Source organism: Pseudarthrobacter sp. NIBRBAC000502771 (assembly GCF_006517215.1).
Classification (GTDB): Bacteria; Actinomycetota; Actinomycetes; order Actinomycetales; family Micrococcaceae; genus Arthrobacter; species Arthrobacter niigatensis.
Genome location: NZ_CP041187.1, coordinates 605,430 through 625,182, shown reverse-complemented (window position 1 = coordinate 625,182; position 19,753 = coordinate 605,430). Strand labels below are relative to the sequence as shown.

Here is a 19,753-nt window from a genome sequence, read left to right as displayed (position 1 = left end):
CCACAGCGGATGCACTCCGATAACTGAACACTGATTTACCAATCAACGCTTTTGACCTGCGGCGGGAGAGCCCTGCCGGTACGTTCAGCAGGCGCCGTAGGAGCAAACCCTCCCCAGGAAACTCTCAGGCCCACGTACCGCCGCGGTGAGGCAACTCTGGAAAGCAGCCAGGCCCTGTCCTGGCTCACCGACGGTGCAAGCACGCCATCCCGGCGAGTGGAAACTCTCAGGTCCAAGACAGAGCGGGGAGGAAATCCAATCTTTGCGACACCCCGGGTGCCGCTCGAACGATGGAGTTCCTCAATGACGACCCATTCCCCGACGTCCCCCGGCGGCGGAGCCCCGCACCTGGAGCGGCAGCTCAGCAACCGCCACATCCAACTGATCGCCATCGGCGGCGCAATCGGCACCGGCCTGTTCATGGGTTCCGGCAAGACTATCTCGGCAGCCGGCCCCTCGGTGATCTTCGTATACATGATCATCGGCTTCATGCTGTTCTTCGTCATGCGTGCCATGGGTGAACTGCTGCTCAGCAACCTCAACTACAAGTCCTTCAGCGATTTCGCCGCAGACCTGCTGGGCCCGTGGGCCGGCTTCTTTACGGGCTGGACCTACTGGTTCTGCTGGGTCATCACCGGCATCGCCGATGTCATCGCCATCGCCGGCTACTCCCGGGAACTGTGGCCCGGGGTGCCCCTGTGGATCCCCGGCCTGGCCACCGTAGCCATCCTTCTCCTGCTGAACCTCACCACCGTCAAGGCCTTTGGCGAAACCGAGTTCTGGTTCGCGCTCATCAAGATCATTGCCATTGCTGCGCTGATCATCGTTGGCCTGTTCATGATCTTCACCGGTTTCCAGTCCGACGCCGGCCCTGCCACCTTCACCAACCTGTGGAGCCACGGCGGATTCTTCCCGAACGAGTTCATGGGCTTCGTGGCGGGCTTCCAGATCGCCGTCTTCGCCTTCGTGGGAATCGAACTGGTGGGTACCACCGCCGCCGAGGCCAAGAACCCGGAGCGGAACCTGCCCAAGGCCATCAACTCCATCCCCATCCGCGTGCTCCTCTTCTACGTAGGCGCCCTCATCATCCTGATGGCAGTCACCCCCTGGACCGAGTTCAGGGCCGGCCACAGCCCCTTCATCGCCATGTTCTCGCTGGCAGGCCTGGGTGCCGCAGCCACCATCGTCAACCTCGTGGTGCTGAGCTCCGCGATGTCCTCCGCGAACTCCGGCATCTACTCGACCTCCCGCATGGTCTTCGGCCTTGCCCAGGAAGGCGACGCTCCCGACGTCTTTGGCAAACTGTCCCGGCGGAAGGTGCCCCAGAACGCACTGTTCCTCTCCTGCGTGCTGCTGCTGTCCGGCGTCGTCCTCATGTATGCGGGCCAGGACGTGGGCAAGGCCTTCGACATGGTTACCACCGTCTCAGCTGTCTGCTTCGTCTTTGTCTGGTCGATCATCCTGGCCAGCTACATCGCCTTCCGCCGCCGCCGGCCGCACCTGCATGAAGCATCGAAGTTCAAAATGCCCGGCGGTGTTGCCATGGTCTGGGTTGTCTTCGCCTTCTTCGCTTTCGTGATCTGGACCCTCACCACTCAGCCGGACACCCTGGTGGCCCTGCTGGTCACGCCGGTCTGGTTCGTCCTGCTGGGCGCCGCTTGGTTCGTCCTCCGCCGCCGGCCCGCACACCAGGCCCGATTCGCCACGTTCCAGGCTGAACTACAGGCAGACCAGGACTTCACTGACGCCGCATCCGGGAATGCCGTCCGTCCTGGTGCCGCCGCAGAAGCGGGGGAAGAGCGGGTCAAGCGGTGATCGGCACGGAAGCCCGCGTGTCGCAGGCCAGCACGGCCGAGGCCGGGCAGCGCCAGGCCGTGGCTCCGGAAACGGGCAAGGAATTCGTCCTGACATTCCATTGCCCGGATGCGCTCGGCATCGTCCAGGCGGTGGCGGCCTACCTGCTGGAGCAGGAATGCTACATCGTGGACATCAAGCAGTTCGGGGACCGCGCGAGCGGCAGGTTCTTCATGCGGATCCACGTCACCGCGCAGGTAGAGGTGGAACTCGACCGCCTCCGGGCCGGTTTTGAGCAGGTGGCCCGGGAGTGGCAGATGGACTGGCGCCTCGAACGCCACGGCCGCAAGCAGCCCATCCTGGTCATGGTGTCCAAATACGACCACTGCCTCAACGACCTCCTGTTCCGCGCCCGCAGCGGTGAGTTGCCCGTCCGGATTGCCGCCGTGGTGTCCAACCACCCGGACCTGGAACCCCTTGCCGCGTGGCACGGTGTCCCGTTCCACCACATCCCGGTCACGCCCGATACCAAGGCGGAAGCTGAGGGGCGCCTGCTGGAACTGGTGGACCAGTACGCAGTGGAACTGGTGGTGCTGGCCCGCTACATGCAGGTGCTCAGCGATGAAGCCACTACGCGCCTCAGCGGCAAGGCCATCAACATCCACCACTCGTTCCTGCCCAGCTTCAAGGGCGCAAAGCCGTACCACCAGGCGTACGAACGCGGTGTCAAGACGGTGGGCGCCACTGCCCACTACGTGAACTCGGAGCTGGACGAGGGGCCTATCATTTCGCAGCAGGTCATCGAGGTGGACCACACGTATTCCGCTTCAGACCTGGTCACGGTTGGCCGCGACGCCGAATGCAAGGCGCTCACGAATGCCGTCCGCTGGCACGCTGAAGGGCGGATAGTCCTCTCCGGCAACCGGACGGTCATCCTCCGCTAGTTGCAGGCCCATCCACGCCGCCGGCGCTGCACTCCTCCCGGGCGGAGGGGCAGGCGCCGGCCGCCGTGGCACCACATTTGAATACAGCCTTTCGAGCTGTGGCGGGAGAGTTCTCCCGGCCATCACCGGGCAGGCGCCGTAGGAGCAAATCCTCCCCAGGAATCTCTCAGGCCCATGTACCGTCACGGCGAGGCGACTCTGGAAAGCAGTGCTGCTCCGGCAGTACTCACCGACGGTGCAAGCAGGCCCTGGCTGGGTTTGCGGAATCTCTCAGGTCCAATACAGAGCGGGGAGGGACCCGATCCATGCCGAGCCACCCGTGGCCGGCCAATCCTGGAGTTCCTCATGACGATTCGATCCCTCATGGCACCAGCCGCCGCATCGATCCCCGCGGCAGGACAGGCCTCCGGTTCCGGGGCAGCGCTGCCCGTCCGGATGCAGGTCAATCCCACCGAGGACGTTGCCGCCCTCGTCCAGGCACACGCTCCCGCCGGCACGGCCCTGAGGGTGACCTGCCTGCCGCGCCAAGGTGTGGGGCCGACCATCCGGACAGCCATCGAGCTTGCCTACCTCGGCTTCGAGGTTGTCCCGCACCTGGCCGCACGGAGCATCGAAAGCCGTGGGCAGCTGGCCGGTGTGGTCCGGAACTGCCACGATGCCGGGATCACCGAAGTATTCGCCGTCGGCGGTGACGCAGGGGAGCCCGCCGGGCCCTATGACAGCAGCCTTCCGCTGCTGGAGGACCTCGCCGAGCTGTCCGGCGGCACCATCCGGGCCGGTGTGGCGGGCTACCCGGAAGGCCATCCCGGCCACAGCGAGCTGCACATGCTTGATGCGTTGCTGGAAAAGCAGCATCTGGCCTCATCCGTGGTGACGCAGCTGTGCTTCTCGGCCTCCCGCATCCAGTGGTACGCCGAAACGCTGCGCAAGGAAGGGGTGCGGCTGCCCGTCTGGGCCGGAGTTGCCGGCACCGTTCCACGGGCGCAGCTCATCCGTGCTGCACTGAAAATCGGTGTGGGCCCGTCCCTCAAACTCCTGAATCGCAGGGGCCCGCTTGGCCGCCGCCTGCTCAAGGGCGGCCTCTACTCACCGCAGGCGATCCTTGCGGAGCTGGAGGGCCGCGGGGTGGTGGAGGGGGTGCACCTGTACACGTTCAACAACCTGGCGGGCGCCGGCAGCTAAGGACGGGCAGCGGGGAAGAACCAAGTGCCGGCCGGAAAGTTCAGCATGCTTAGTGTTTGTCCACATAGGATGGATAAGCACGGCAGCCCACCCGCTGCAGGTCGATTTGAATGAAGGTGACCATGGCCAGGCGCAGCAATCCCGCAGTACGAATCGCACAGGAAACCGCCCATAACGCAATGTTCGATGCCGAGGGCAAGCCCAAGCCCGGCGTCCACAACATGCTCCTGAAGGCAGTGCAGGTCCAGCGGCCCTTGGTGGTGGCCTATATCCGCCGGCTCCAGAAGAAGCATCCGCGGGCTACCGCAGCGCAGCTCGCAGACATCGCGGAGCGTGACTACCTTAGGGCGGTGGCCGGCGGAGGTGCCTTGGTGGGCGCTACCGCCGTCGTCCCGGGTGTGGGTACTGTCGCGTCGCTGGGACTGTCTGCGGCCGCGACGGTTGGCTTCCTGGAGGCGACAGCCCTCTATGCGACGTCGCTGGCCGAGCTCCACGGCATTCGCCTCACCAACCCGGAGAAAGCCGGCACCATGGTCATGGCCATCATGCTGGGCGAGGAAGGAACCGCCCTGCTGGGGACCCTGAGCGGACAGGCGGCCGGCGGAGCAAAGCCCGCGGACGTCTGGGGAAACGTGCTGTCCAGGTCCTCGATCCCGGGATTCGGCAGCGTCCGGAAGCGGATCCAGAACGCCTTCCTCAAGAACCTGCTCAAGCGGCAGGGCACCGCGCTGTTCGGACGGGCCCTGCCCTTCGGCATAGGGGCGGTTGTGGGCGGAGCCGGTAACCTCGTGATGGGCCGTGCAGTGGCCAAGAACGCCCGGGAGGCGTTCGGACCCATGCCGGACACCATCCCCGGGGAGCTGACCGCGGCTGCCGGGCCTGACAACCTGACCCTGGAAGGCAACATCCTTGGATCTCAACGCTGACGTAGGCCAATCATTCGGTTCCTGGACCACGGGAGGCGATCCGGCGATGTTCCAGCTGGCCACCAGCGCCAACGTCGCGTGCGGCCTCCACGCGGGCGACCCCGTCACCATGCTGGACAGTTGCCGGGCCGCCTACGAACTGGACGTCACCGTGGGTGCGCACCTCGGCTACCGCGATATGGCCGGGTTCGGCCGGCGTTCGCTGGACATGAGCTTTGATGAGCTATTTGGCGACGTGCTGTACCAGTTGGGCGCCCTCGACGGCGTCGCGCATGCCGTGGGTGCCTCGGTGGACTACGTGAAACCACACGGTGCGCTGTATGACACGCTGATCCACGATGCTGAGCAGGCTTCCGCGCTCGTGGCGGCCGTGAATGCCTACGATCCGGGGCTGCCCATCCTTGGATTCCCCGGCTCGGAGCTGTTGAAGCAGGCCAAGGAGGCTGGCCACCCTGTTTTCACCGAGGCCTACGCCGACCGTGCCTACTTTGCAGACGGTACCTTGGTGCCGCTGTCCGGGGAAGACGCCATGCTGAACGACGTCGACACGATCGTTGAGCGGGCCGTGCGGCTGGCAACAAAAGGCGAAGTGGTGGCCGTTGACGGTTCGTTGGTCAGGGTCCAGCCGGACTCCCTTCACCTGCCCGGCGGCAGCCCCGCAGCCTTGGAGGCGGCGGCCCGCATCCGGGCAGGTCTTGAGGCCGCAGGCGTGGAGCTGGAGGCCTTCGCTTAAAAGGCGGCGGTGTGCTCCGGCCCCGGGGCGGCTAACCGTTGGACTGTCCAGGGCTTGCATCATCCCGACGGCACTAATGGCGCCGCCAGGAGTTCGGCCCAGAGTGGATCGTCGGGTGACAGATCGTTGATGTCCACGTACCGGTCGTCGTCGGGTTCCCCCTGCGGAAGGTTTTCGAGGCTGGCCTCCGAGCACTGGCATTCACCGGCAGCTTCCCATTGCAGCCATGGTGGCAGGCTTCCCGGTGGCCAGTGGGTTGGTTCTGCATCCTGCTGTTCGGGGTTGTAGTGGCGCCCGGTGGGTGAGGTCCAGCCCGGTGGGTCCTTGCTCGTGGCCGGATCCGGGGTCCATTGGCTGTGGTGTTTGAGCCGATGGTGTTTGGGGCAGAGCTGTGCGAGGTTGCTGGTTCCGGTGGTGCCGCCGTGGTCCCACGCTTGGAGGTGGTCTGTTTCGTTGTCGGGGGTGCGGTTGGTGCAGCCGGGGAACGTGCATTTGCCGTCGCGCAGCCTGATCCAGCGTTTGATGGTTTCGGTGAGCCGGTAGTTTTTGCGGCCGATTTCCAGGGGTGCCCCGTCCCGTGGGTCGACGAGGACCCGGTAGAACGACTCCGCCCCGTCCGGCGACGAGTCTGCGGGCCATGGACGCGGGGATCGGGCCGAAACCATCCAGCATTGCGGGTTCGTCGGTGAGGCCGAGGAGGGCGAACACGGGCACGGTGACCAGGACGTCGGCCCGCGGGGTGGGAATTTCAGCAAGGTCGGTGGCGGTTCCAGCCCCCAGCAACAGGGATGCGGCGATGTCGGGGCGGAGTTGGGTGAGGGTGCGGGGTTCGTTGGGGCCCTGGAGGCTGCGGGCGGTGGCGGTGGTCCGGTTCCAGATGGCGCACGCGGTATCGCCGGGAAGGTAGAGGGAGATCCAGGCCATGCCGTCCTTGTCCGGGGTGTATCCCATCCGCCGGTCCGCCACCCCTTTCGCATGGCGCTTTTGGATTGATTCGGGGTGGTGGCGTTCGCGCCAGGCCCGGATCTTGGCCCGGAACCGGGGCGGGACCAGTTCACCGGGCGCGGCACCCCGGGCGGGGTGGGGCGCGGCGGGGTCGAAGAAGTGCGCCACCAGCCCGGCAGCCCCGACAGCGTCAAGGCCTTCGGTTTCGTCCGCGACGACGCGGGCGTGCTGCCACGACATCACGCCCGCCGCCAACGCGTTCATGACCAGCGGCAGGGAACAGACCCGGCGCGACTGGTCCACCAACGCCCCTGCTGCCGCGGAGCTGATGGTGAGGACCCCGGCGATCTCCTCCACCACCGACATCTGCCCGTAGGTACGGTCCGTGTCGGGCGCGTCCGGGGGAGTCATCGCTTGCTGCAGTTCGACGGCACGGGCAGCCCGCCGCGACTTTACCGCGGCCAGCTGCGCTTCGAGCCGGGCCATCACCTCCAAGCCTTCAAGACACAGCTCATACCGCCGCTGCAGCACATCAACCTCAACACGAACAGCGGCACCGGCAGCCAGGGACGCGTCCTCCCGCTCCAGCGCATCCAGGGCAGTAACAGAGGCACGAACACCCTCCAACACCACCCCAACACCACCGCTGAATTCCATATGGACATCATCCAACGACCCACTGACATTGAAACGAAGCCTTTGGCCGCCAAAGCCACCTTGCGCCAACGGTGCCCCACCCTAAAAACCGGGCGCCGTCGTCGTACGCATTCCCGCTGCGCAGGCTCCTCCCCGCACCCCGAATATGCGGCGCGAAAAGGAATCTGCGCAGCGAAAGATCCCGAAGGGGCTACCCAAAAATCAGTTGCGCCACCGTGAAGATCGCCAGCCCGGCCAGGGACCCCACCACGGTGCCGTTAATCCGGATGAACTGCAGGTCCTTGCCTACCTGGAGCTCGATCTTCTGCGAGGTCTCCTCGGCATCCCACCGCGCCACGGTGTCCGTAATAACGCCGGCGATGTCCGAACGGTAGGTGCGCACCAAGTACCCGGCGGCGTCACCGATCCATGCGTTGACCTTCCCGGCAAGTTCGGGATCGTCCACGAGCCGTGACCCAAAGTCGCGCACTGCGGCCTTGAACTTGATGGTGAGTTCGCTGTCCGGATCATCCACGGCACCCAGCAGAGCGTTCTTGACCGTGCCCCAGGTCCGGGAAGCGAGCTCGCGCACCTCGGGATCACCCAACACCTGCGCCTTGATGTCCTCCGCGCGGGCAATCATCGCCGGATCGTGCTGCAGGTCCTGGGCGAGGTCGTTCAGGTATTTGTCGATCGACTGGCGCACCTGGTGGCGGGGATCGGCCTGTACCGCGCGCACGAACTTGAGGATCTCGAGGTAGACCTTGTCGCCCACCAGGCCGTCCACGAACTGCGGAACCCAGGTGGGGGAGCGGTCGGACACCAGGCGGGTGACGGTCTCGTGGTTGTCATCCACCCAGTCCGCGGCGCGGTCCACCAGCAGGTCCACCAGCGTGTGGTGGTGCCCGTCGTGGAAGACCCGCTCCGCCAGCCTGCCCACCGGCGGCCCCCACGGCGGAGCGAGGAGATGCTTGCGGACCATGCCCTCAATGACGGCCTGGACGTCGTCGTCATTCAAAACCTTGAACGCGCCACGGATCACCGCGGCACCTTCCTTGGCCACCCGGTCGGCGCCACCGGGCGCTGCCAGCCAAACACCTGCCCGGCGGGCAATGTTGACGCTGGCCAGCTTGTCCTGGACCACCTGCTCGGAGAGGAAGTTGGTCTCCACGAACTCGCCCAGGGAGGCGCCGATCTGGTCCTTGCGGCGAGGAATGATGGCGGTGTGCGGAATCTTGATGCCCATGGGGTACTTGAACAGGGCCGTCACAGCGAACCAGTCGGCCAGTGCGCCCACCATGCCGCCCTCAGCCGCCGCGCGCACGTACTGCAGCCACGGATACTCCTTCTGCAGGGCGAACGCGAAGACAAAGATCACGGCCATGGCGATCAGCAGGCTCAGCGCCAGCAGCTTCATCTTCCGCAGCGCTGCCGCCTTTTCGGCGTCACCGGCGCCAAGCTGGCGGCTTACGACGGCGCCTGCCGCCATAGTGCCCGGCCGCGGCTCCCGCGCTGGTTCGGCGGGTGCTTCCTGCGTGGTTGGCCCAGTAGTTGCCTCAGAGTTCACCTGCATGTGCCAAGCCTAGCCCTGAAGGCGGGGGCCAGTCGGCTACCGTGTGTCCATGACAATTGACGAGTCAGTGCCGCAGCGGCCGCTGGTCTTTGCCCACCGCGGTTCCAGCGGCACGTATGCCGAACACACCCGCGCCGCCTACCTCCAGGCCCTGGCCGACGGCGCGGACGGAGTGGAGTGCGACGTCCACCTGACGCGCGACCAGCACGTGGTCCTGCTCCATGACGCCAACCTGGACCGCACGTCGGACGGCACGGGTCCGGTGGCCGAGCGGACGCTGGAGGAGTTGCGCCAGCTGGACTTCTCGTCCTGGAAAGGCGTCCGGATCCCCGAAACGTTCGGGGCACGCTCCGAACAGCTCCTGACCCTTCCGGAACTGCTGGACATCCTTCGCGGCGCGGGCCGGCCCATGAAACTCGCCATCGAGCTCAAGCATCCCAGCCCGTACCAGCTCAAACTGGAGGACCGGGTCCTGGAGGTGCTCCGCAGCGAGGGCTGGGAACCGCAAAGCTCAACCGTGGACAACGTGGCCGTGACCTTCATGAGCTTCAGCCCGGATTCAGTCCGCCACCTGCTCCTCTCCGTACCGCCGCAATATATTTGCCAGCTGGTGGACGACCTCACCATCCATGAAATCCGTGGCGGCCTGGGGGTTGGGCCGATTACCGGCGGGGCCATCGCGAACCTGATGAAGGCCACCCAGTTGGAGGGCGAACGGATCCTGGACGACTGCGAGGTGGGCATGGCCGGCCCCGGCATTGAATACGTCAGGGAACGCCCTGAGACAGTCCGCCGCTGGCTGGACTCCGGCCGCCGCTTCAGGGTGTGGACCGTGGACTCCCCTGAGGACGTGTCGCTCTGCCGGGAATTGGGCATCCAGGAGATCACCTCAAACGTGCCGGCGCGTGTCTTGGAACAGCTCCACGCGGCCGCACCGCAGGGAAAGTAGCGCGGACATGGGCGCCCGCGGCATGCCCCCCGCGCCCCGGTGGTGGGCGGGGAAGCTCGACGTCGAAGGCTTGGCGCTGCAGTCGGTGGAAGCCGCGGCCCAGGCGCTGAACCTGTACTCAGGGATGCCGGGCCGTTTCAGCACCACACCCGAACTGACAGCGCCCGCCTTCGATTCCTTCGGGCACCTCCGGATTGCGGGGCGCAAGCCGCAGGGCTTCGCGCCCCTGTCCGGCTTCCGGAAGACCGCTGACGGCTGGATCCGGCTTCACGCCAACTACCCCCACCATGAGCAGCGGCTCCTGCACGCGCTGGCTGCCACTGGCGCGGAGGATGTGGACAGGAAACTCCGCTCCATGGCCGCGCTGGACGCCGAGGCCGCAATCCAGGAACAGGGAGGGATAGCCGCGGCCGTCCGGACCCGCAGTGAATGGCTCGCAACCGACATGGGTCGGGCGGCCGGCTCGGGACCATGGATTGCGGTGGAGCATGCGGACGGCACCACCGGTGGCTTGGGACTGCGGGAAGCTGCAGAAGGAGCAGGCGCCGCTTCCGGCACGGGACGCGGCGCCAGGGACCTGCCGCTGGCCGGGCTGCGGGTGCTGGACCTGACGCGGGTCATCGCCGGCCCAGTCGCTACCCGGCTGCTGGCCGCGCTCGGGGCAGACGTCCTGCGGATCGACCCGCCCGCCTTTCCCGAGATCCAGGACCAGTTCGTGGACACGGCGTTTGGCAAGCGCAGTGCCGTACTCGACCTGGGGCAGGCGGCAAGCCAGGGAAACCTCCAGCAACTCCTGGCCGGCGCGGATGCCGTGGTCACCGGCTACCGGCACGGTGCCCTGGACCGCTTTGGCCTCAACGGGCGGGAGTTGCTGGCAGCCCGTCCGGACCTGGTGGTGGTCACCTTGGACAGTTGGGGAAGCGCGGGGCCCTGGAGCGGCCTGCGCGGCTTCGACAGTATTGTCCAGGCCGCCTGCGGAATCGCCAGCACCTACGGCATGGAGGACGACGGCGGGTGGCGCCCGGGTGCGCTGCCGGTCCAGGCGCTGGACCACGCCACCGGCTATGGGGTGGCCGCGGCCGCAGTCCGCCTCCTGGCCGCCCGCCGCCGGACCGGGTTGGGCGGTAACGCGCACCTGTCGCTGGCGCGTACCGCGGAGGAGCTGTTTTCCCTGACCGGTGGGCAAGACCCCGACAGCATGAGTGGCCCAACCAGCACGGAAAGCCCTGCTGGACTGCGCACCCCAGAATACCGGTCCGTGGCCAGCAGCTATGGGGAGCTGCGCTACGTTGGGCCGCCCCTGCTTGACGCGGGACACCCCCTGGATTTTCAGTCACCGCCGCCACCATATGGCAGCTCGCAGCCTGCCTGGCTGGAAGGCCGGGCAGCGCAGCCGTGAGGCCGTCGCCGCTGTGCCCTAGCGCCGGTTTCCGGGCCGCGCTGTGGCTGTGGTTGAGTGGTTCCATGTCTTTTCCCAGGTCCGGCACCGCTGCTAAGGGCTTGTCCGCTCCGTCCCAATCCATCCACGGCCCGGCCCTGCGGCATCTGTCCGCAGCGGCCATGGGAGCCCTTCTCCTGGCCAGTGCAGGCAAGCATTTCCGGGACCCAGGTTTTTACCGGGACGTCGTTCCCGGGTACCTGTGCCGGCGGGACCCGGTGCCGGGCGAACCCCGCAGCAGCACAGCCCAGCATCCTTGGGCCGTCCTGTCCCGGGATGAATGGATCGCCCTGAGCGGTCTGCTGGAGCTCGCCGCCGCCGTCGGAATCCTGCTCCCACCCACCCGAAAGCCCACGGCCACTGCCCTCACCGCCATGTTCACGGCATTCCTGGCCGGGCATGTTGATGCCCTCCTGGGGGCGTACGGGCCGCAGGGCACACCCCGCCGACGGAAGATCCATGCCGTGCGGCTTCCCCTCCAGGCACCGCTGATCATGTGGGCCTGGAGCCTGCGAAAAGCCGCCGTGCCCGCGGTCAACCCGGGAAGCCGGGGGTGAAGCTGCTGGCTTCGCCGGCGGTGAAGGTGGGCATCTCCATCAGTATTGCCACCGGTCTTTACGGCGTATCGTTCGGCGCGCTGGCGGTCACGTCCGGGCTCAACTTCTGGCAGACCATGGCGCTAAGCCTGCTCCTCTTCAGTGGCGGCTCCCAGTTCGCGTTCATCGGGGTGGTGGCAGGGGGCGGTTCAGGCGTTGCGGCGATGAGCGCGGCCACCCTCCTGGGCATGCGCAACGGCATCTACGGCATGCAGTTGAACGCGCTGCTCCGGCCCACCGGCTGGCGCAAGTACATCGGAGCGCAGCTGACCATCGACGAATCCACGGCCACCAGCACGGGCCAGACGGACCCGGACGAACAGCGCCGCGGCTTCTGGACCGCAGGCGTAGGGGTCTACCTGCTGTGGAACCTCTTCACGGCCGTGGGCGCGCTGGCCGGCAGCGGGTTGGGCGACCCCAAGCAGTGGGGCCTTGACGGGGCCGCCGTCGCCGCCTTCCTGGCACTGCTCTGGCCCCGGCTCAAAGGACGCGAGCCGATCGCCATCGCGGTGGTTTGTGCAGTGGCCACGGTGGTTGCCGTCCCCTTTGTCCCGGCGGGCGTGCCCATCCTGGTGGCCGCGATCGTTGCTGCGGTGGTGGGCTGGTTCAGCCACGGCCGCCGCGACGAAGGCCTTGAGCCGGACGTCGAACCCTACGGCGACCACGGCCATCACCCGGGCGGCGCCCGTCTCCGGGGCAGGGGCGTCCGCAGGGAAGCCGGCCGCAGGGGAGCTGCGGACCCGGAGGAGGGCAGGTGACTTTGTGGATCTGGCTGCTCATCGCCTGCGTGCTCGCCTACGCCTGGAAACTGGTGGGCTACTTCGTCCCCGCCAAATTCCTTGAGGATCCGCGCACCTCACGTGTCGCGGGAACAATGACTATCGGCCTGCTGGCCTCGCTGACGGTGGTGAACGCGGTGGTGTCGGGGCAGGGACTCGCCGCGGATGCCAGGCTGGGAGCGCTGACCGCGGCCGCGATCGCCCTGGTACTGCGGGCTCCATTCCTGGTGGTGGTGATCGCCGGTGCCGGCACGGCGGCGCTGCTGAGGATGCTGGGGTGGAACTGATCTGTTGAATCCACTCCGGGGCATGGTGACGTGGGTCACTTCCCCGGTTGGGTGCCAGTTGTACTATGGGATCGGCTTATGCAGTTGGCCATGGAATTCCTTATTGAACGGCACCCATGGAAAATCAGCTGCACCCTGCGGGCGGCTTGGCGGGCAGAATCCGCCAAAAGAACGCCCGACGGCGGGCGGGCCTTCCCGCCAAACGGTTCTTCAGGCGCTTTTCCGGACTTTCGGACGTGCCGGAAGAGGAACTGGAAATTCTCTCCCAACGGCTCCGGGCGGCACTCGACCTGGATCCGTCGTCGTCCGTTCCGGCCCTTCAGGCCTTGCTGCGGGAGGAAATGCGCAGGCGGGCAGATGCAGCCAAGGCCTAGTGGCCCAACATTCCGGCAGCCATCTGTGATGCACTGGATGAGAGGCAGCCCACACCCAGGCGGCCACCGAAGGAGGATTCGAGATGGACGAACAGTCACGGCCTGTTGAGCCGCATGGCGGCCAGGGCACCGAGGATACCGGCAGGAACGCCAAGGACGAACAAGGCGCGGGGGTACCGGCAGAACAGTCTGCGAAGTCGCGGGCCACCTATTTGGACCCCCGCGGCTCGGAATCAACGCGCGAGCTGCGAGACACCGCCAGGCGGCGGCGGGACGCGGAGGAGAAGCTCCAGCAGCACCTGATGGAAGCGAAGGACCACGTTCCCAACGAGTTCCATGAACACCCCGGCCACGGCTACCAAGGACACGGGCACGCCGAACACGGGCACCTGGGCGCTGGGCACGCGGACGGGCCATCCGCGCAGGAGCAGCCCGGCCACGCGGACCCAGGGTCGCAGCACCAGGAAACCCCGCCGGCTGGACAACGGCCCGGCGGAGACCCCCACGCCGGGGACAGCGCCGCCGGTGAACCCGGTGCGGAGAAGCGCTGACCCAGCTAGGGGAATCGGGACGAACGGGTAACTAGGCTACCCCGTGCGCCGCGCCGTCAGGGGAGACGGACCGGCGGCCGCATTCCTCCACGCCCATCTCGTACCAGACCTGTGCGCCAAACTCGGGTTCGGGGGTATCGAGGTTCTGGTACAGCGCGTCGAGCAACTCGACCAGCTCGCCGGCGGTCAGCTCGGGAAGGACTTCCTCCGGCCCGCGCGGATCCGTCAGGTAGTGGAGAAGCTTTGAGTGGTTCATGGCAGTGCGGCCGTTGTCTGGGGGGCAGGCGCAAAGTGCATGGGGTTGCTCCAACGTGGAAGTGCCGAGGCTGGCTGCCTAACCCCACCTCCGAGTTTATTGCACGTACCTGCAGGTAACAATGGGGCCCGACTGGTGACCTTACTCCCTCGGCGGAACAGCCTGGCACCGGGATTCCGGCACCGGAGCTGCGCCCGCCGGCCTCGCCCGGGGTGGACTGGCGCGGGCGGGCTTACTGCATCTATTCAGCCCGGCTGGCCCGGCGTGGTGGCGGTGAACCCAGGGGCGGCGGGGACGGGGACGAACACCGGAAGCGGTCGGGATGGCCGGACTGTGCGGATGGCGTCCTCCACCAGCGCAAGCGGCCTGCGCCAGGCATCGGACCCCGGTTCCATGGTGTCCACCACACCGATCAGCATGGCCAGCAGCCGAAACATGTCCGTCATGGAAATGTCAGGGCGCAGGCTTCCCTGGCCCTGCCCGCGGACCAGAAGCACTCCCATGGATTCCATTAGCGATCCGGTGATCCCGGTGAGGAGCTCGCGCCGGCCCGCCACCGCACACAGCAGGTTGGCGTCGTCGCTCGCTGCGGCCATCAGGGCTTCGAGGACACGCAACATGCCTGCGGCAGCATCGATATCGGCGAGGGCGCCGTCCATGACGGGGTCCACGGTGAGCCGGAGCTGCCGGTTGAGCGCCGCCAGTACCAGTTCTTCCTTGTCAGCGAAGTTTCGGAATAGGGTTGCCGGGCCAACGCCGGCCGTGGTTGCGATGGTCTGGAGCGGTACCTCCGGGCCGAACTCGCGGAAGCACTGGCGCGCCGCAGTAATGATCTTGTCCACGTTCCGCGCTGCGTCTGCGCGGAGGGGCTTTCGGGCGACTGCGAGGCTCATGCCAAAAAGGGTAACAACGGAGACTGCCGCCACCATGGTTACTTCGGGGTAGCCGCTTATGTGACGCAGCCGGCCGGCGCCCCGGCCCTGCGGCTGCCCGCGGGCACGTGGGAGACTGGGGAGCATGTTGCTTGCATTTTCTGTTGCTCCGTCAGGCGTTCCCACCGAGGGCTCCAGGCCCAACGACGCGTCAGTGCACGACGCCGTTGCTGCCGCAGTGAAGATCGTCCGCGAGTCCGGGCTGCCCAATCAGACGGATTCCATGTTCACCACCATCGAAGGCGAGTGGGACGAAGTGTTCGACGTGGTCAAGCGCGCCACCGAAGCCGTGGGCCGGTACGGCAGCCGCGTTTCACTGGTGATCAAGGCGGACATCAGGCCCGGGTACAGCGGCGAACTGACAGCGAAGGTTGACCGCCTGGAGACCGCACTGGCGCAGGAGCCCTAAGCGTCCTTTGAGGGGCCGGATTGTCTGGACCGCCGGGGCGCCGCGTGCCAAACTGTGGCAATGTTCGAGCACAAACCACGGCCGGAATGGGTTGCCACCGAGGAGTTCCTGTCCGACACCGTGGTGCATCCGGACGGTGCCGTCCAGCAGGCCATCCGCGCCGCCGCGGAGGCCGGGATGCCCCCCATCGAGGTGGCGCCGAACGCAGGAAAGCTCCTCAAGCTCCTGGTCCAGCTCTCGGGTGCGCGGCGCATCCTGGAGATTGGGACCCTCGCGGGCTACAGCACCATCTGGATGGGCAGGGGACTTCCACACAACGGCACACTGGTTACCTGCGAATACCTGCCCCAGCATGCGGAGGTGGCCTGGGCCAATATTGATGCGGCCGGCCTGGGGGAGCGGGTGGAAATCCGGCTGGGCCCTGCGCTGGAAACCCTGGCTGCCCTCGAGGAAGAGGAGCGGGAGCCGTTCGATTTCATCTTCATCGACGCGGACAAGGAAAACAACAGCCGCTACCTGGACTGGGCTGTCCGGCTTGGCAGGCCCGGAGCGGCAGTGGTCCTGGACAACACCATCTGGGAGGGCGCCGTCCTGGACCCGGAGCTCGCCCCCGTCAACGCGCCTGGAATCATCGACGCCCTCAAGCTGCTGGGCGACCACCCGCGGCTGGACGCCACGGTAATCCAGACGGTGGGCTCCAAGGGCTGGGACGGATTCGCCCTGGCGCGCATCCTGCCGAAAAATAGTAAGTAAGCTGTTGAGATGCGTCCGGTGCCACCGGACACCTTTCATGGAGGACGTACTTGCCAGCGACAACTACTCCTGTGCTCCTGGGCTCCACTCCCGCCGGGCTCTCCCCGTGGTTTCCAATCCTTGACTCAGCCGGCGGTACTGCCGGTGACGTGCCCGCCCTGCTGGACCTTGCCGTGGACGCCGGGCACACCTGGCCACGGCCTGGTGAGGGGCGCACCATGGTGTTGTGGGAGCTCCTCGCCTCCGTGGCCGCCGTCGATGTGGCGGCCGCAAGGGTGTTCGAGCCGCACCTCGACGCCGTCGCCATCCTCGCCCAGGCCGCCAATTCTTCCCCGGTGGACCAGCCCATGCCTGCAGGTGCCGCCGACGCATCCTGGGGCGTCTTCGCCGCAGAGGCGCCCAATGCCAGGCTCGAGGCGCGCTCCGAAGGCACCGGGGTGGTCCTCAACGGGACCAAGCCCTGGTGTTCACTTGCAGGCAGGCTGGACTGCGCCATCGTCACTGCCCATACGGACGACGGCGGCAGGGCGGCTTTCGCTGTCAGCCTTCGCCACCCAGGGGTGCAATGCGAGGAACCGGCCTGGATCGCACGCGGGCTCCGGGAGATACCCAGCGGAAGCGTGCACTTCGACCAGGTCCCGGCAACACCTGTGGGAGGTACCGGCTGGTACCACAGCCGGCCCGGTTTCGCCTGGGGCGGGATGGGCGTCGCCGCCTGCTGGCTGGGCGGCGCCGTGGGGGTTGCGCGGGACTTCCGGGACGGGCTGCTCGCCGGTGCCGGAGCCGGACGGGAACCGGACCAGCTGGCGCTCGCGGCTTTGGGTGAGGTGGACCGGACCATCGCAGCCGCCCTCCAGTACCTTGCCCGCACCGCAGCCCGCATTGATGACGGATCGCTCGGTGCTGACGGGAACCAAAGCACCTGGAGCGAGGCCCAGCGTGTCCGGGGGACTGTTGCCGCCGCCGTCGAACGTGTCCTTCACCTGGTGGGCTCCAACCGCGGGCCCGGGCCGCTCGCCTTTGACGAAAAGTACGCCAAGAGGATGGCGGACCTGGCCCTCTACGTCCGGCAGCATCACGGTGCGCGGGATGATGCCCAGCTGGGCCGGCTCGCGCTCAAGGGGGACTGCCCGTGGTGACCTTTTCGCACACGGACGATGGCACCAGTGAAGCAGCCTGGACCCGGAGCGGCCTGGCTGTGGCCCCTGAGCTGCCGCTCAATCCGGCCGAATTGTCGGGCATGCGGTTCGTTGTCCTGGCGGCGCATCCGGATGACGAAACTCTTGGTGCCGGTGGGCTGATGGCCACGTTGGCGGCCCTGGGAGCCGGGGTGGAAGTCGTGCTCTGCACTGCGGGGGAGGGGTCACATCCGGACTCACCCAGCACCACCCCCGAGCAGCTGGCTGCCGTCCGGCTTGCCGAATTTTCCGCGGCCCTGGACGCCCTTGGCCTGGCGGACCGCTGGACGTTCATCGGTCTGCCGGACCGGGGACTGGCCGGCCATGCGGAAGCGGTTGCCGGCGCCATCCGGGACGCCGTTCGGCGGCTCCCCGGCCGCCCGGACCAGCTGGCCATCGTTGCTCCGTACCGGGCCGACGGCCACGGTGACCACGACGCGCTGGGGGCGGCAGCGGCAGAGGTTGCCCGCCGCGACGGCCACGCCCTCCTGGAATATCCAATCTGGTTTTGGCACTGGGCCACGCCGGGCGACCTGGACCGGCAGCAGTGGGTCCGCTTCCATCTCGATGAACGCGCCCGGCGGGCCAAAAAGCGCGCCATGGAGGAGCACGCAACCCAGGTGCAGCCGCTTTCGCCCCTCCCCGGGGACGAAACCCTGCTCAGCGCCGCTTTCCTGGAGCACTTCGGGCGAGGCTATGAAGTCTTCGCCTGGACCCCGGCGCCCGGTTCACCCGGCCCGTTGCATTCCAGCGCGGACGCAGAGGCGGTATTCGACGGCGTCCACGACCATTCCAAGGATCCCTGGAACTACGGCAGGAGTTGGTACGAGCGCCGCAAACGGGCCCTCACCCTGGCCGCCCTCCCGGAGGAAGGCTATGAGCGCGGGCTGGAAGTGGGCTGCTCCATCGGAACACTGACGGCCGAGCTGGCTGCCCGCTGCCACAACCTGTTGGCGGTGGACGCCAGCGGAACCGCCGTGCGCCGCGCCGAAGACCTGCTGGCGGGCACGCCGGGGGTCCGGGTCGAACAACGCGTGCTGCCTGGATCCTGGCCCGGAGGAACGTACGACCTGGTGGTGGTCTCGGAAGTGGGCTACTACCTGGCCCCTGCCGAGCTGGCCCGGCTGTGGGACAGGGTGGAGGCATCCCTGGAACCTGGCGGAACCCTGCTCTTGTGCCACTGGCGGCATCCCATCGAAGGGTGGGAGCTCGACGGGGACACCGTCCACACCCTGGCCCGGCAGCGGCTTGGTTGGCGGACTTCCGGGCTGTACCAGGAGCGCGACTTTGTGCTGGAAGTCCTGGTGGCTCCGGACCGGGAGCCGGGATGACCAGGACTGCCCAGGGCAACGGTGATCAAATGACGCCGGGTGGCCAGGCAAACCACGGCATCCGGCACGTGGCAGTGGTCATTCCGGCCCACAACGAGGAGCAGCACCTGGAACGGGCTCTCACCGCCGTCAGGCACGCGGCCGACCGGGTCGAGTCGGAAGTGCCGGATGTTGCCGTGCAGGTGGTCGTCGTCCTGGATGGTTGCACGGACCGGTCCCCGGCGGTGGCCGCCGACGCAGCTGCGGGCGATCCGCGGTGCGTGCTGCTTCCTGCGAACTTCGGGAGCGTGGGTAAGAGCCGGCAGGCCGGTGTGCGGGCGGCGTTGGAGAACGCCGGCGGTCCTGCGCAGTCCGGTGCGCCGGCAGATCCAATGCGGGGAATCTGGCTGGCCAACACAGATGCGGATTCCTGTGTTCCCGGGCACTGGCTGCTGCGGCAATTGGAACTGGCCGCCGGAGGCACCGATGTTGTCCTGGGCACTGTTCAGCCGGACCCCCACGGCATGCACCACGAGCTCCTGGCCCGCTGGCACGCCCGGCACGCCAGCACCGAGAACCACCCCCATGTCTACGGTGCCAACCTGGGGGTCCGGGCGTCGTCCTACCTTGCGGCCGGAGGCTTTCCCGGCGTCGATTTCGATGAAGACCAGGCCCTGGTGGCCCGGCTTCGGCGCAGCGGCGCACGCATCATCGCCACGGACACCACCCGGGTCCTCACATCAGGACGGACTGCGGGACGGGCACCGCAGGGGTTCGCCGCTTATCTCCTGGCACTCGCCCGGCCTTAGCGGCAACGCGCTGACGGCGGGGGTGGTATCCCTGTCAGACCAGGTCCGGGGCGCTGGCAACGATGTAGTCAGCGGCGGCCGGTCCTGTCATGGAAAGGTTGTTGCTGTCCGGGTTGATGCCGGCGTTGTGCAGGGCGTCCCAAAGGGCTGCCGGCGGCTGGAGTTCCGCTTTATGCAGGAGGCACCAGCTTGTGTAGAGACCGTATAGCTCGTCGCGTCGGAGACCCAGTCCGGGCTCCCTGTCCGCAACGACTGCTTCGGCAAGAAACTGTTCAAAATGGATAGCAGGCATGTCCGCTCACAAATGGTTGACAGTAATCCCGCCGACTGCTTCAGCGGCCTTGCCGGTCTTCCGGGGAATCCCGGCGAGGTATTCACGAAAGTATTGCAGTTCCGCGT

The 19,753-nt window shown here is 67.1% G+C and carries 21 protein-coding genes, 1 pseudogene and 2 riboswitches; of the genes and pseudogenes, 17 read left to right on the top strand and 5 right to left on the bottom strand.

The genetic code is table 11. The features are described from left to right. Positions 1–52: 52 nt before the first annotated feature. Positions 53–150: riboswitch (glycine riboswitch) on the top strand. Positions 151–303: 153 nt separating this feature from the next. From cycA to NIBR502771_RS02975, 5 genes are all read left to right on the top strand, one after another. Then, positions 304–1,815, top strand: a complete 1,512-nt coding sequence (gene cycA / locus NIBR502771_RS02995) for a D-serine/D-alanine/glycine transporter (RefSeq protein ID WP_141158405.1) — start codon at positions 304–306, stop codon at positions 1,813–1,815. A gap of 59 nt (positions 1,816–1,874) precedes the next feature. Continuing rightward, positions 1,875–2,738: a formyltetrahydrofolate deformylase gene (gene purU, locus NIBR502771_RS02990; protein WP_141161389.1), complete on the top strand. Its 864-nt coding sequence runs from the start codon at positions 1,875–1,877 to the stop codon at positions 2,736–2,738. Between the two features lie 92 nt (positions 2,739–2,830). Next, positions 2,831–2,930, top strand: a riboswitch (glycine riboswitch). 153 nt (positions 2,931–3,083) lie between these two features. Further along, positions 3,084–3,920 (top strand): methylenetetrahydrofolate reductase, encoded by an 837-nt coding sequence (locus tag NIBR502771_RS02985; protein ID WP_246839794.1) that lies wholly within the window; start codon positions 3,084–3,086, stop codon positions 3,918–3,920. A gap of 122 nt (positions 3,921–4,042) precedes the next feature. After that, entirely contained in the window at positions 4,043–4,846 is an 804-nt protein-coding gene (locus NIBR502771_RS02980; RefSeq protein WP_141158404.1) for a hypothetical protein, read from the top strand. Further along, complete coding sequence (locus tag NIBR502771_RS02975; protein WP_141158403.1) at positions 4,830–5,579, top strand: LamB/YcsF family protein; 750 nt, start codon at positions 4,830–4,832, stop codon at positions 5,577–5,579. The genes NIBR502771_RS02980 and NIBR502771_RS02975 overlap by 17 nt, the downstream gene beginning before the upstream one ends. A gap of 59 nt (positions 5,580–5,638) precedes the next feature. Here the strand turns inward: NIBR502771_RS02975 and NIBR502771_RS02970 are convergent. Together NIBR502771_RS02970 and NIBR502771_RS02965 are read right to left on the bottom strand one after the other, a co-directional pair. Beyond that, a pseudogene (locus NIBR502771_RS02970) lies at positions 5,639–7,181 on the bottom strand (HNH endonuclease). Positions 7,182–7,371: 190 nt separating this feature from the next. Next, entirely contained in the window at positions 7,372–8,649 is a 1,278-nt protein-coding gene (locus NIBR502771_RS02965) for a DUF445 domain-containing protein (RefSeq protein ID WP_371706649.1), read from the bottom strand. A 133-nt stretch (positions 8,650–8,782) separates the two neighbouring features. Here NIBR502771_RS02965 and NIBR502771_RS02960 point away from each other — a divergent pair, with 133 nt between their 5' ends. From NIBR502771_RS02960 to NIBR502771_RS20910, 7 genes are all read left to right on the top strand, one after another. After that, positions 8,783–9,682 (top strand): glycerophosphodiester phosphodiesterase family protein, encoded by a 900-nt coding sequence (locus NIBR502771_RS02960; protein ID WP_141158401.1) that lies wholly within the window; start codon positions 8,783–8,785, stop codon positions 9,680–9,682. 22 nt (positions 9,683–9,704) lie between these two features. Then, positions 9,705–11,081, top strand: a complete 1,377-nt coding sequence (locus tag NIBR502771_RS02955) for a CoA transferase (protein ID WP_210411314.1) — start codon at positions 9,705–9,707, stop codon at positions 11,079–11,081. A gap of 161 nt (positions 11,082–11,242) precedes the next feature. Continuing rightward, positions 11,243–11,677 (top strand): hypothetical protein, encoded by a 435-nt coding sequence (locus NIBR502771_RS02950; RefSeq protein WP_141161387.1) that lies wholly within the window; start codon positions 11,243–11,245, stop codon positions 11,675–11,677. Further along, positions 11,674–12,474, top strand: coding sequence for an AzlC family ABC transporter permease (locus NIBR502771_RS02945; RefSeq protein ID WP_141158399.1), 801 nt, complete (start codon positions 11,674–11,676; stop codon positions 12,472–12,474). Before NIBR502771_RS02950 ends, NIBR502771_RS02945 begins: the two co-directional genes overlap by 4 nt. After that, positions 12,471–12,782 carry an AzlD domain-containing protein gene (locus NIBR502771_RS02940; RefSeq protein ID WP_141158398.1) on the top strand — a complete coding sequence of 104 codons (312 nt, stop codon included), beginning with the start codon at positions 12,471–12,473 and terminating at the stop codon, positions 12,780–12,782. The genes NIBR502771_RS02945 and NIBR502771_RS02940 overlap by 4 nt, the downstream gene beginning before the upstream one ends. Before the next feature lie 236 nt (positions 12,783–13,018). Continuing rightward, positions 13,019–13,156 carry a hypothetical protein gene (locus NIBR502771_RS20915; RefSeq protein WP_246839793.1) on the top strand — a complete coding sequence of 46 codons (138 nt, stop codon included), beginning with the start codon at positions 13,019–13,021 and terminating at the stop codon, positions 13,154–13,156. Between the two features lie 83 nt (positions 13,157–13,239). Beyond that, positions 13,240–13,707: a hypothetical protein gene (locus NIBR502771_RS20910; RefSeq protein ID WP_246839792.1), complete on the top strand. Its 468-nt coding sequence runs from the start codon at positions 13,240–13,242 to the stop codon at positions 13,705–13,707. A gap of 31 nt (positions 13,708–13,738) precedes the next feature. On the opposite strand, the gene NIBR502771_RS02925 is transcribed toward NIBR502771_RS20910, so the two are convergent. Both NIBR502771_RS02925 and NIBR502771_RS02920 read right to left on the bottom strand, forming a co-directional pair. Then, entirely contained in the window at positions 13,739–13,963 is a 225-nt protein-coding gene (locus NIBR502771_RS02925; protein WP_141158396.1) for a hypothetical protein, read from the bottom strand. 245 nt (positions 13,964–14,208) lie between these two features. Next, complete coding sequence (locus NIBR502771_RS02920; protein WP_141158395.1) at positions 14,209–14,856, bottom strand: TetR/AcrR family transcriptional regulator; 648 nt, start codon at positions 14,854–14,856, stop codon at positions 14,209–14,211. Positions 14,857–14,980: 124 nt separating this feature from the next. Here NIBR502771_RS02920 and NIBR502771_RS02915 point away from each other — a divergent pair, with 124 nt between their 5' ends. Genes NIBR502771_RS02915 through NIBR502771_RS02895 form a run of 5 tightly spaced genes read left to right on the top strand, consistent with a single transcriptional unit; the run spans position 14,981 to position 19,354 of the window. Next, positions 14,981–15,304, top strand: coding sequence for a thiamine-binding protein (locus NIBR502771_RS02915; RefSeq protein WP_141158394.1), 324 nt, complete (start codon positions 14,981–14,983; stop codon positions 15,302–15,304). Between the two features lie 60 nt (positions 15,305–15,364). Then, on the top strand, positions 15,365–16,057 hold the full coding sequence (locus NIBR502771_RS02910) for an O-methyltransferase (RefSeq protein ID WP_141158393.1): 693 nt from the start codon (positions 15,365–15,367) through the stop codon (positions 16,055–16,057). A 50-nt stretch (positions 16,058–16,107) separates the two neighbouring features. Then, a complete protein-coding gene (locus NIBR502771_RS02905) occupies positions 16,108–17,196 on the top strand; it encodes an acyl-CoA dehydrogenase family protein (RefSeq protein WP_371416480.1) in 1,089 nt (362 codons plus the stop codon). Further along, positions 17,190–18,566, top strand: coding sequence for a bifunctional PIG-L family deacetylase/class I SAM-dependent methyltransferase (locus tag NIBR502771_RS02900; RefSeq protein ID WP_141158392.1), 1,377 nt, complete (start codon positions 17,190–17,192; stop codon positions 18,564–18,566). Before NIBR502771_RS02905 ends, NIBR502771_RS02900 begins: the two co-directional genes overlap by 7 nt. Beyond that, positions 18,563–19,354 (top strand): glycosyltransferase family 2 protein, encoded by a 792-nt coding sequence (locus tag NIBR502771_RS02895; RefSeq protein WP_246839791.1) that lies wholly within the window; start codon positions 18,563–18,565, stop codon positions 19,352–19,354. Before NIBR502771_RS02900 ends, NIBR502771_RS02895 begins: the two co-directional genes overlap by 4 nt. A 34-nt stretch (positions 19,355–19,388) precedes the next feature. Here the strand turns inward: NIBR502771_RS02895 and NIBR502771_RS02890 are convergent, their stop codons facing one another. Then, complete coding sequence (locus NIBR502771_RS02890; RefSeq protein ID WP_141158391.1) at positions 19,389–19,646, bottom strand: hypothetical protein; 258 nt, start codon at positions 19,644–19,646, stop codon at positions 19,389–19,391. Positions 19,647–19,753 lie beyond the last annotated feature (107 nt).

What these genes read in the sequence shown, in the direction of transcription:
- NIBR502771_RS20910 (WP_246839792.1), top strand. Translation starts at nt 13,240, where the DNA reads ATGGACGAACAGTCACGGCCTGTTGAGCCGCATGGCGGCCAGGGCACC.
- NIBR502771_RS02895 (WP_246839791.1), top strand. Translation starts at nt 18,563, where the DNA reads ATGACCAGGACTGCCCAGGGCAACGGTGATCAAATGACGCCGGGTGGC.
- NIBR502771_RS02910 (WP_141158393.1), top strand. Translation starts at nt 15,365, where the DNA reads ATGTTCGAGCACAAACCACGGCCGGAATGGGTTGCCACCGAGGAGTTC.
- NIBR502771_RS02920 (WP_141158395.1), bottom strand. Translation starts at nt 14,856, where the DNA reads ATGAGCCTCGCAGTCGCCCGAAAGCCCCTCCGCGCAGACGCAGCGCGG.
- NIBR502771_RS02915 (WP_141158394.1), top strand. Translation starts at nt 14,981, where the DNA reads ATGTTGCTTGCATTTTCTGTTGCTCCGTCAGGCGTTCCCACCGAGGGC.
- NIBR502771_RS02950 (WP_141161387.1), top strand. Translation starts at nt 11,243, where the DNA reads ATGGGAGCCCTTCTCCTGGCCAGTGCAGGCAAGCATTTCCGGGACCCA.
- NIBR502771_RS02955 (WP_210411314.1), top strand. Translation starts at nt 9,705, where the DNA reads ATGCCCCCCGCGCCCCGGTGGTGGGCGGGGAAGCTCGACGTCGAAGGC.
- NIBR502771_RS02980 (WP_141158404.1), top strand. Translation starts at nt 4,043, where the DNA reads ATGGCCAGGCGCAGCAATCCCGCAGTACGAATCGCACAGGAAACCGCC.
- NIBR502771_RS02925 (WP_141158396.1), bottom strand. Translation starts at nt 13,963, where the DNA reads ATGAACCACTCAAAGCTTCTCCACTACCTGACGGATCCGCGCGGGCCG.
- NIBR502771_RS02985 (WP_246839794.1), top strand. Translation starts at nt 3,084, where the DNA reads ATGACGATTCGATCCCTCATGGCACCAGCCGCCGCATCGATCCCCGCG.
- NIBR502771_RS02890 (WP_141158391.1), bottom strand. Translation starts at nt 19,646, where the DNA reads ATGCCTGCTATCCATTTTGAACAGTTTCTTGCCGAAGCAGTCGTTGCG.
- NIBR502771_RS02960 (WP_141158401.1), top strand. Translation starts at nt 8,783, where the DNA reads ATGACAATTGACGAGTCAGTGCCGCAGCGGCCGCTGGTCTTTGCCCAC.
- NIBR502771_RS02965 (WP_371706649.1), bottom strand. Translation starts at nt 8,649, where the DNA reads ATGGCGGCAGGCGCCGTCGTAAGCCGCCAGCTTGGCGCCGGTGACGCC.
- cycA (WP_141158405.1), top strand. Translation starts at nt 304, where the DNA reads ATGACGACCCATTCCCCGACGTCCCCCGGCGGCGGAGCCCCGCACCTG.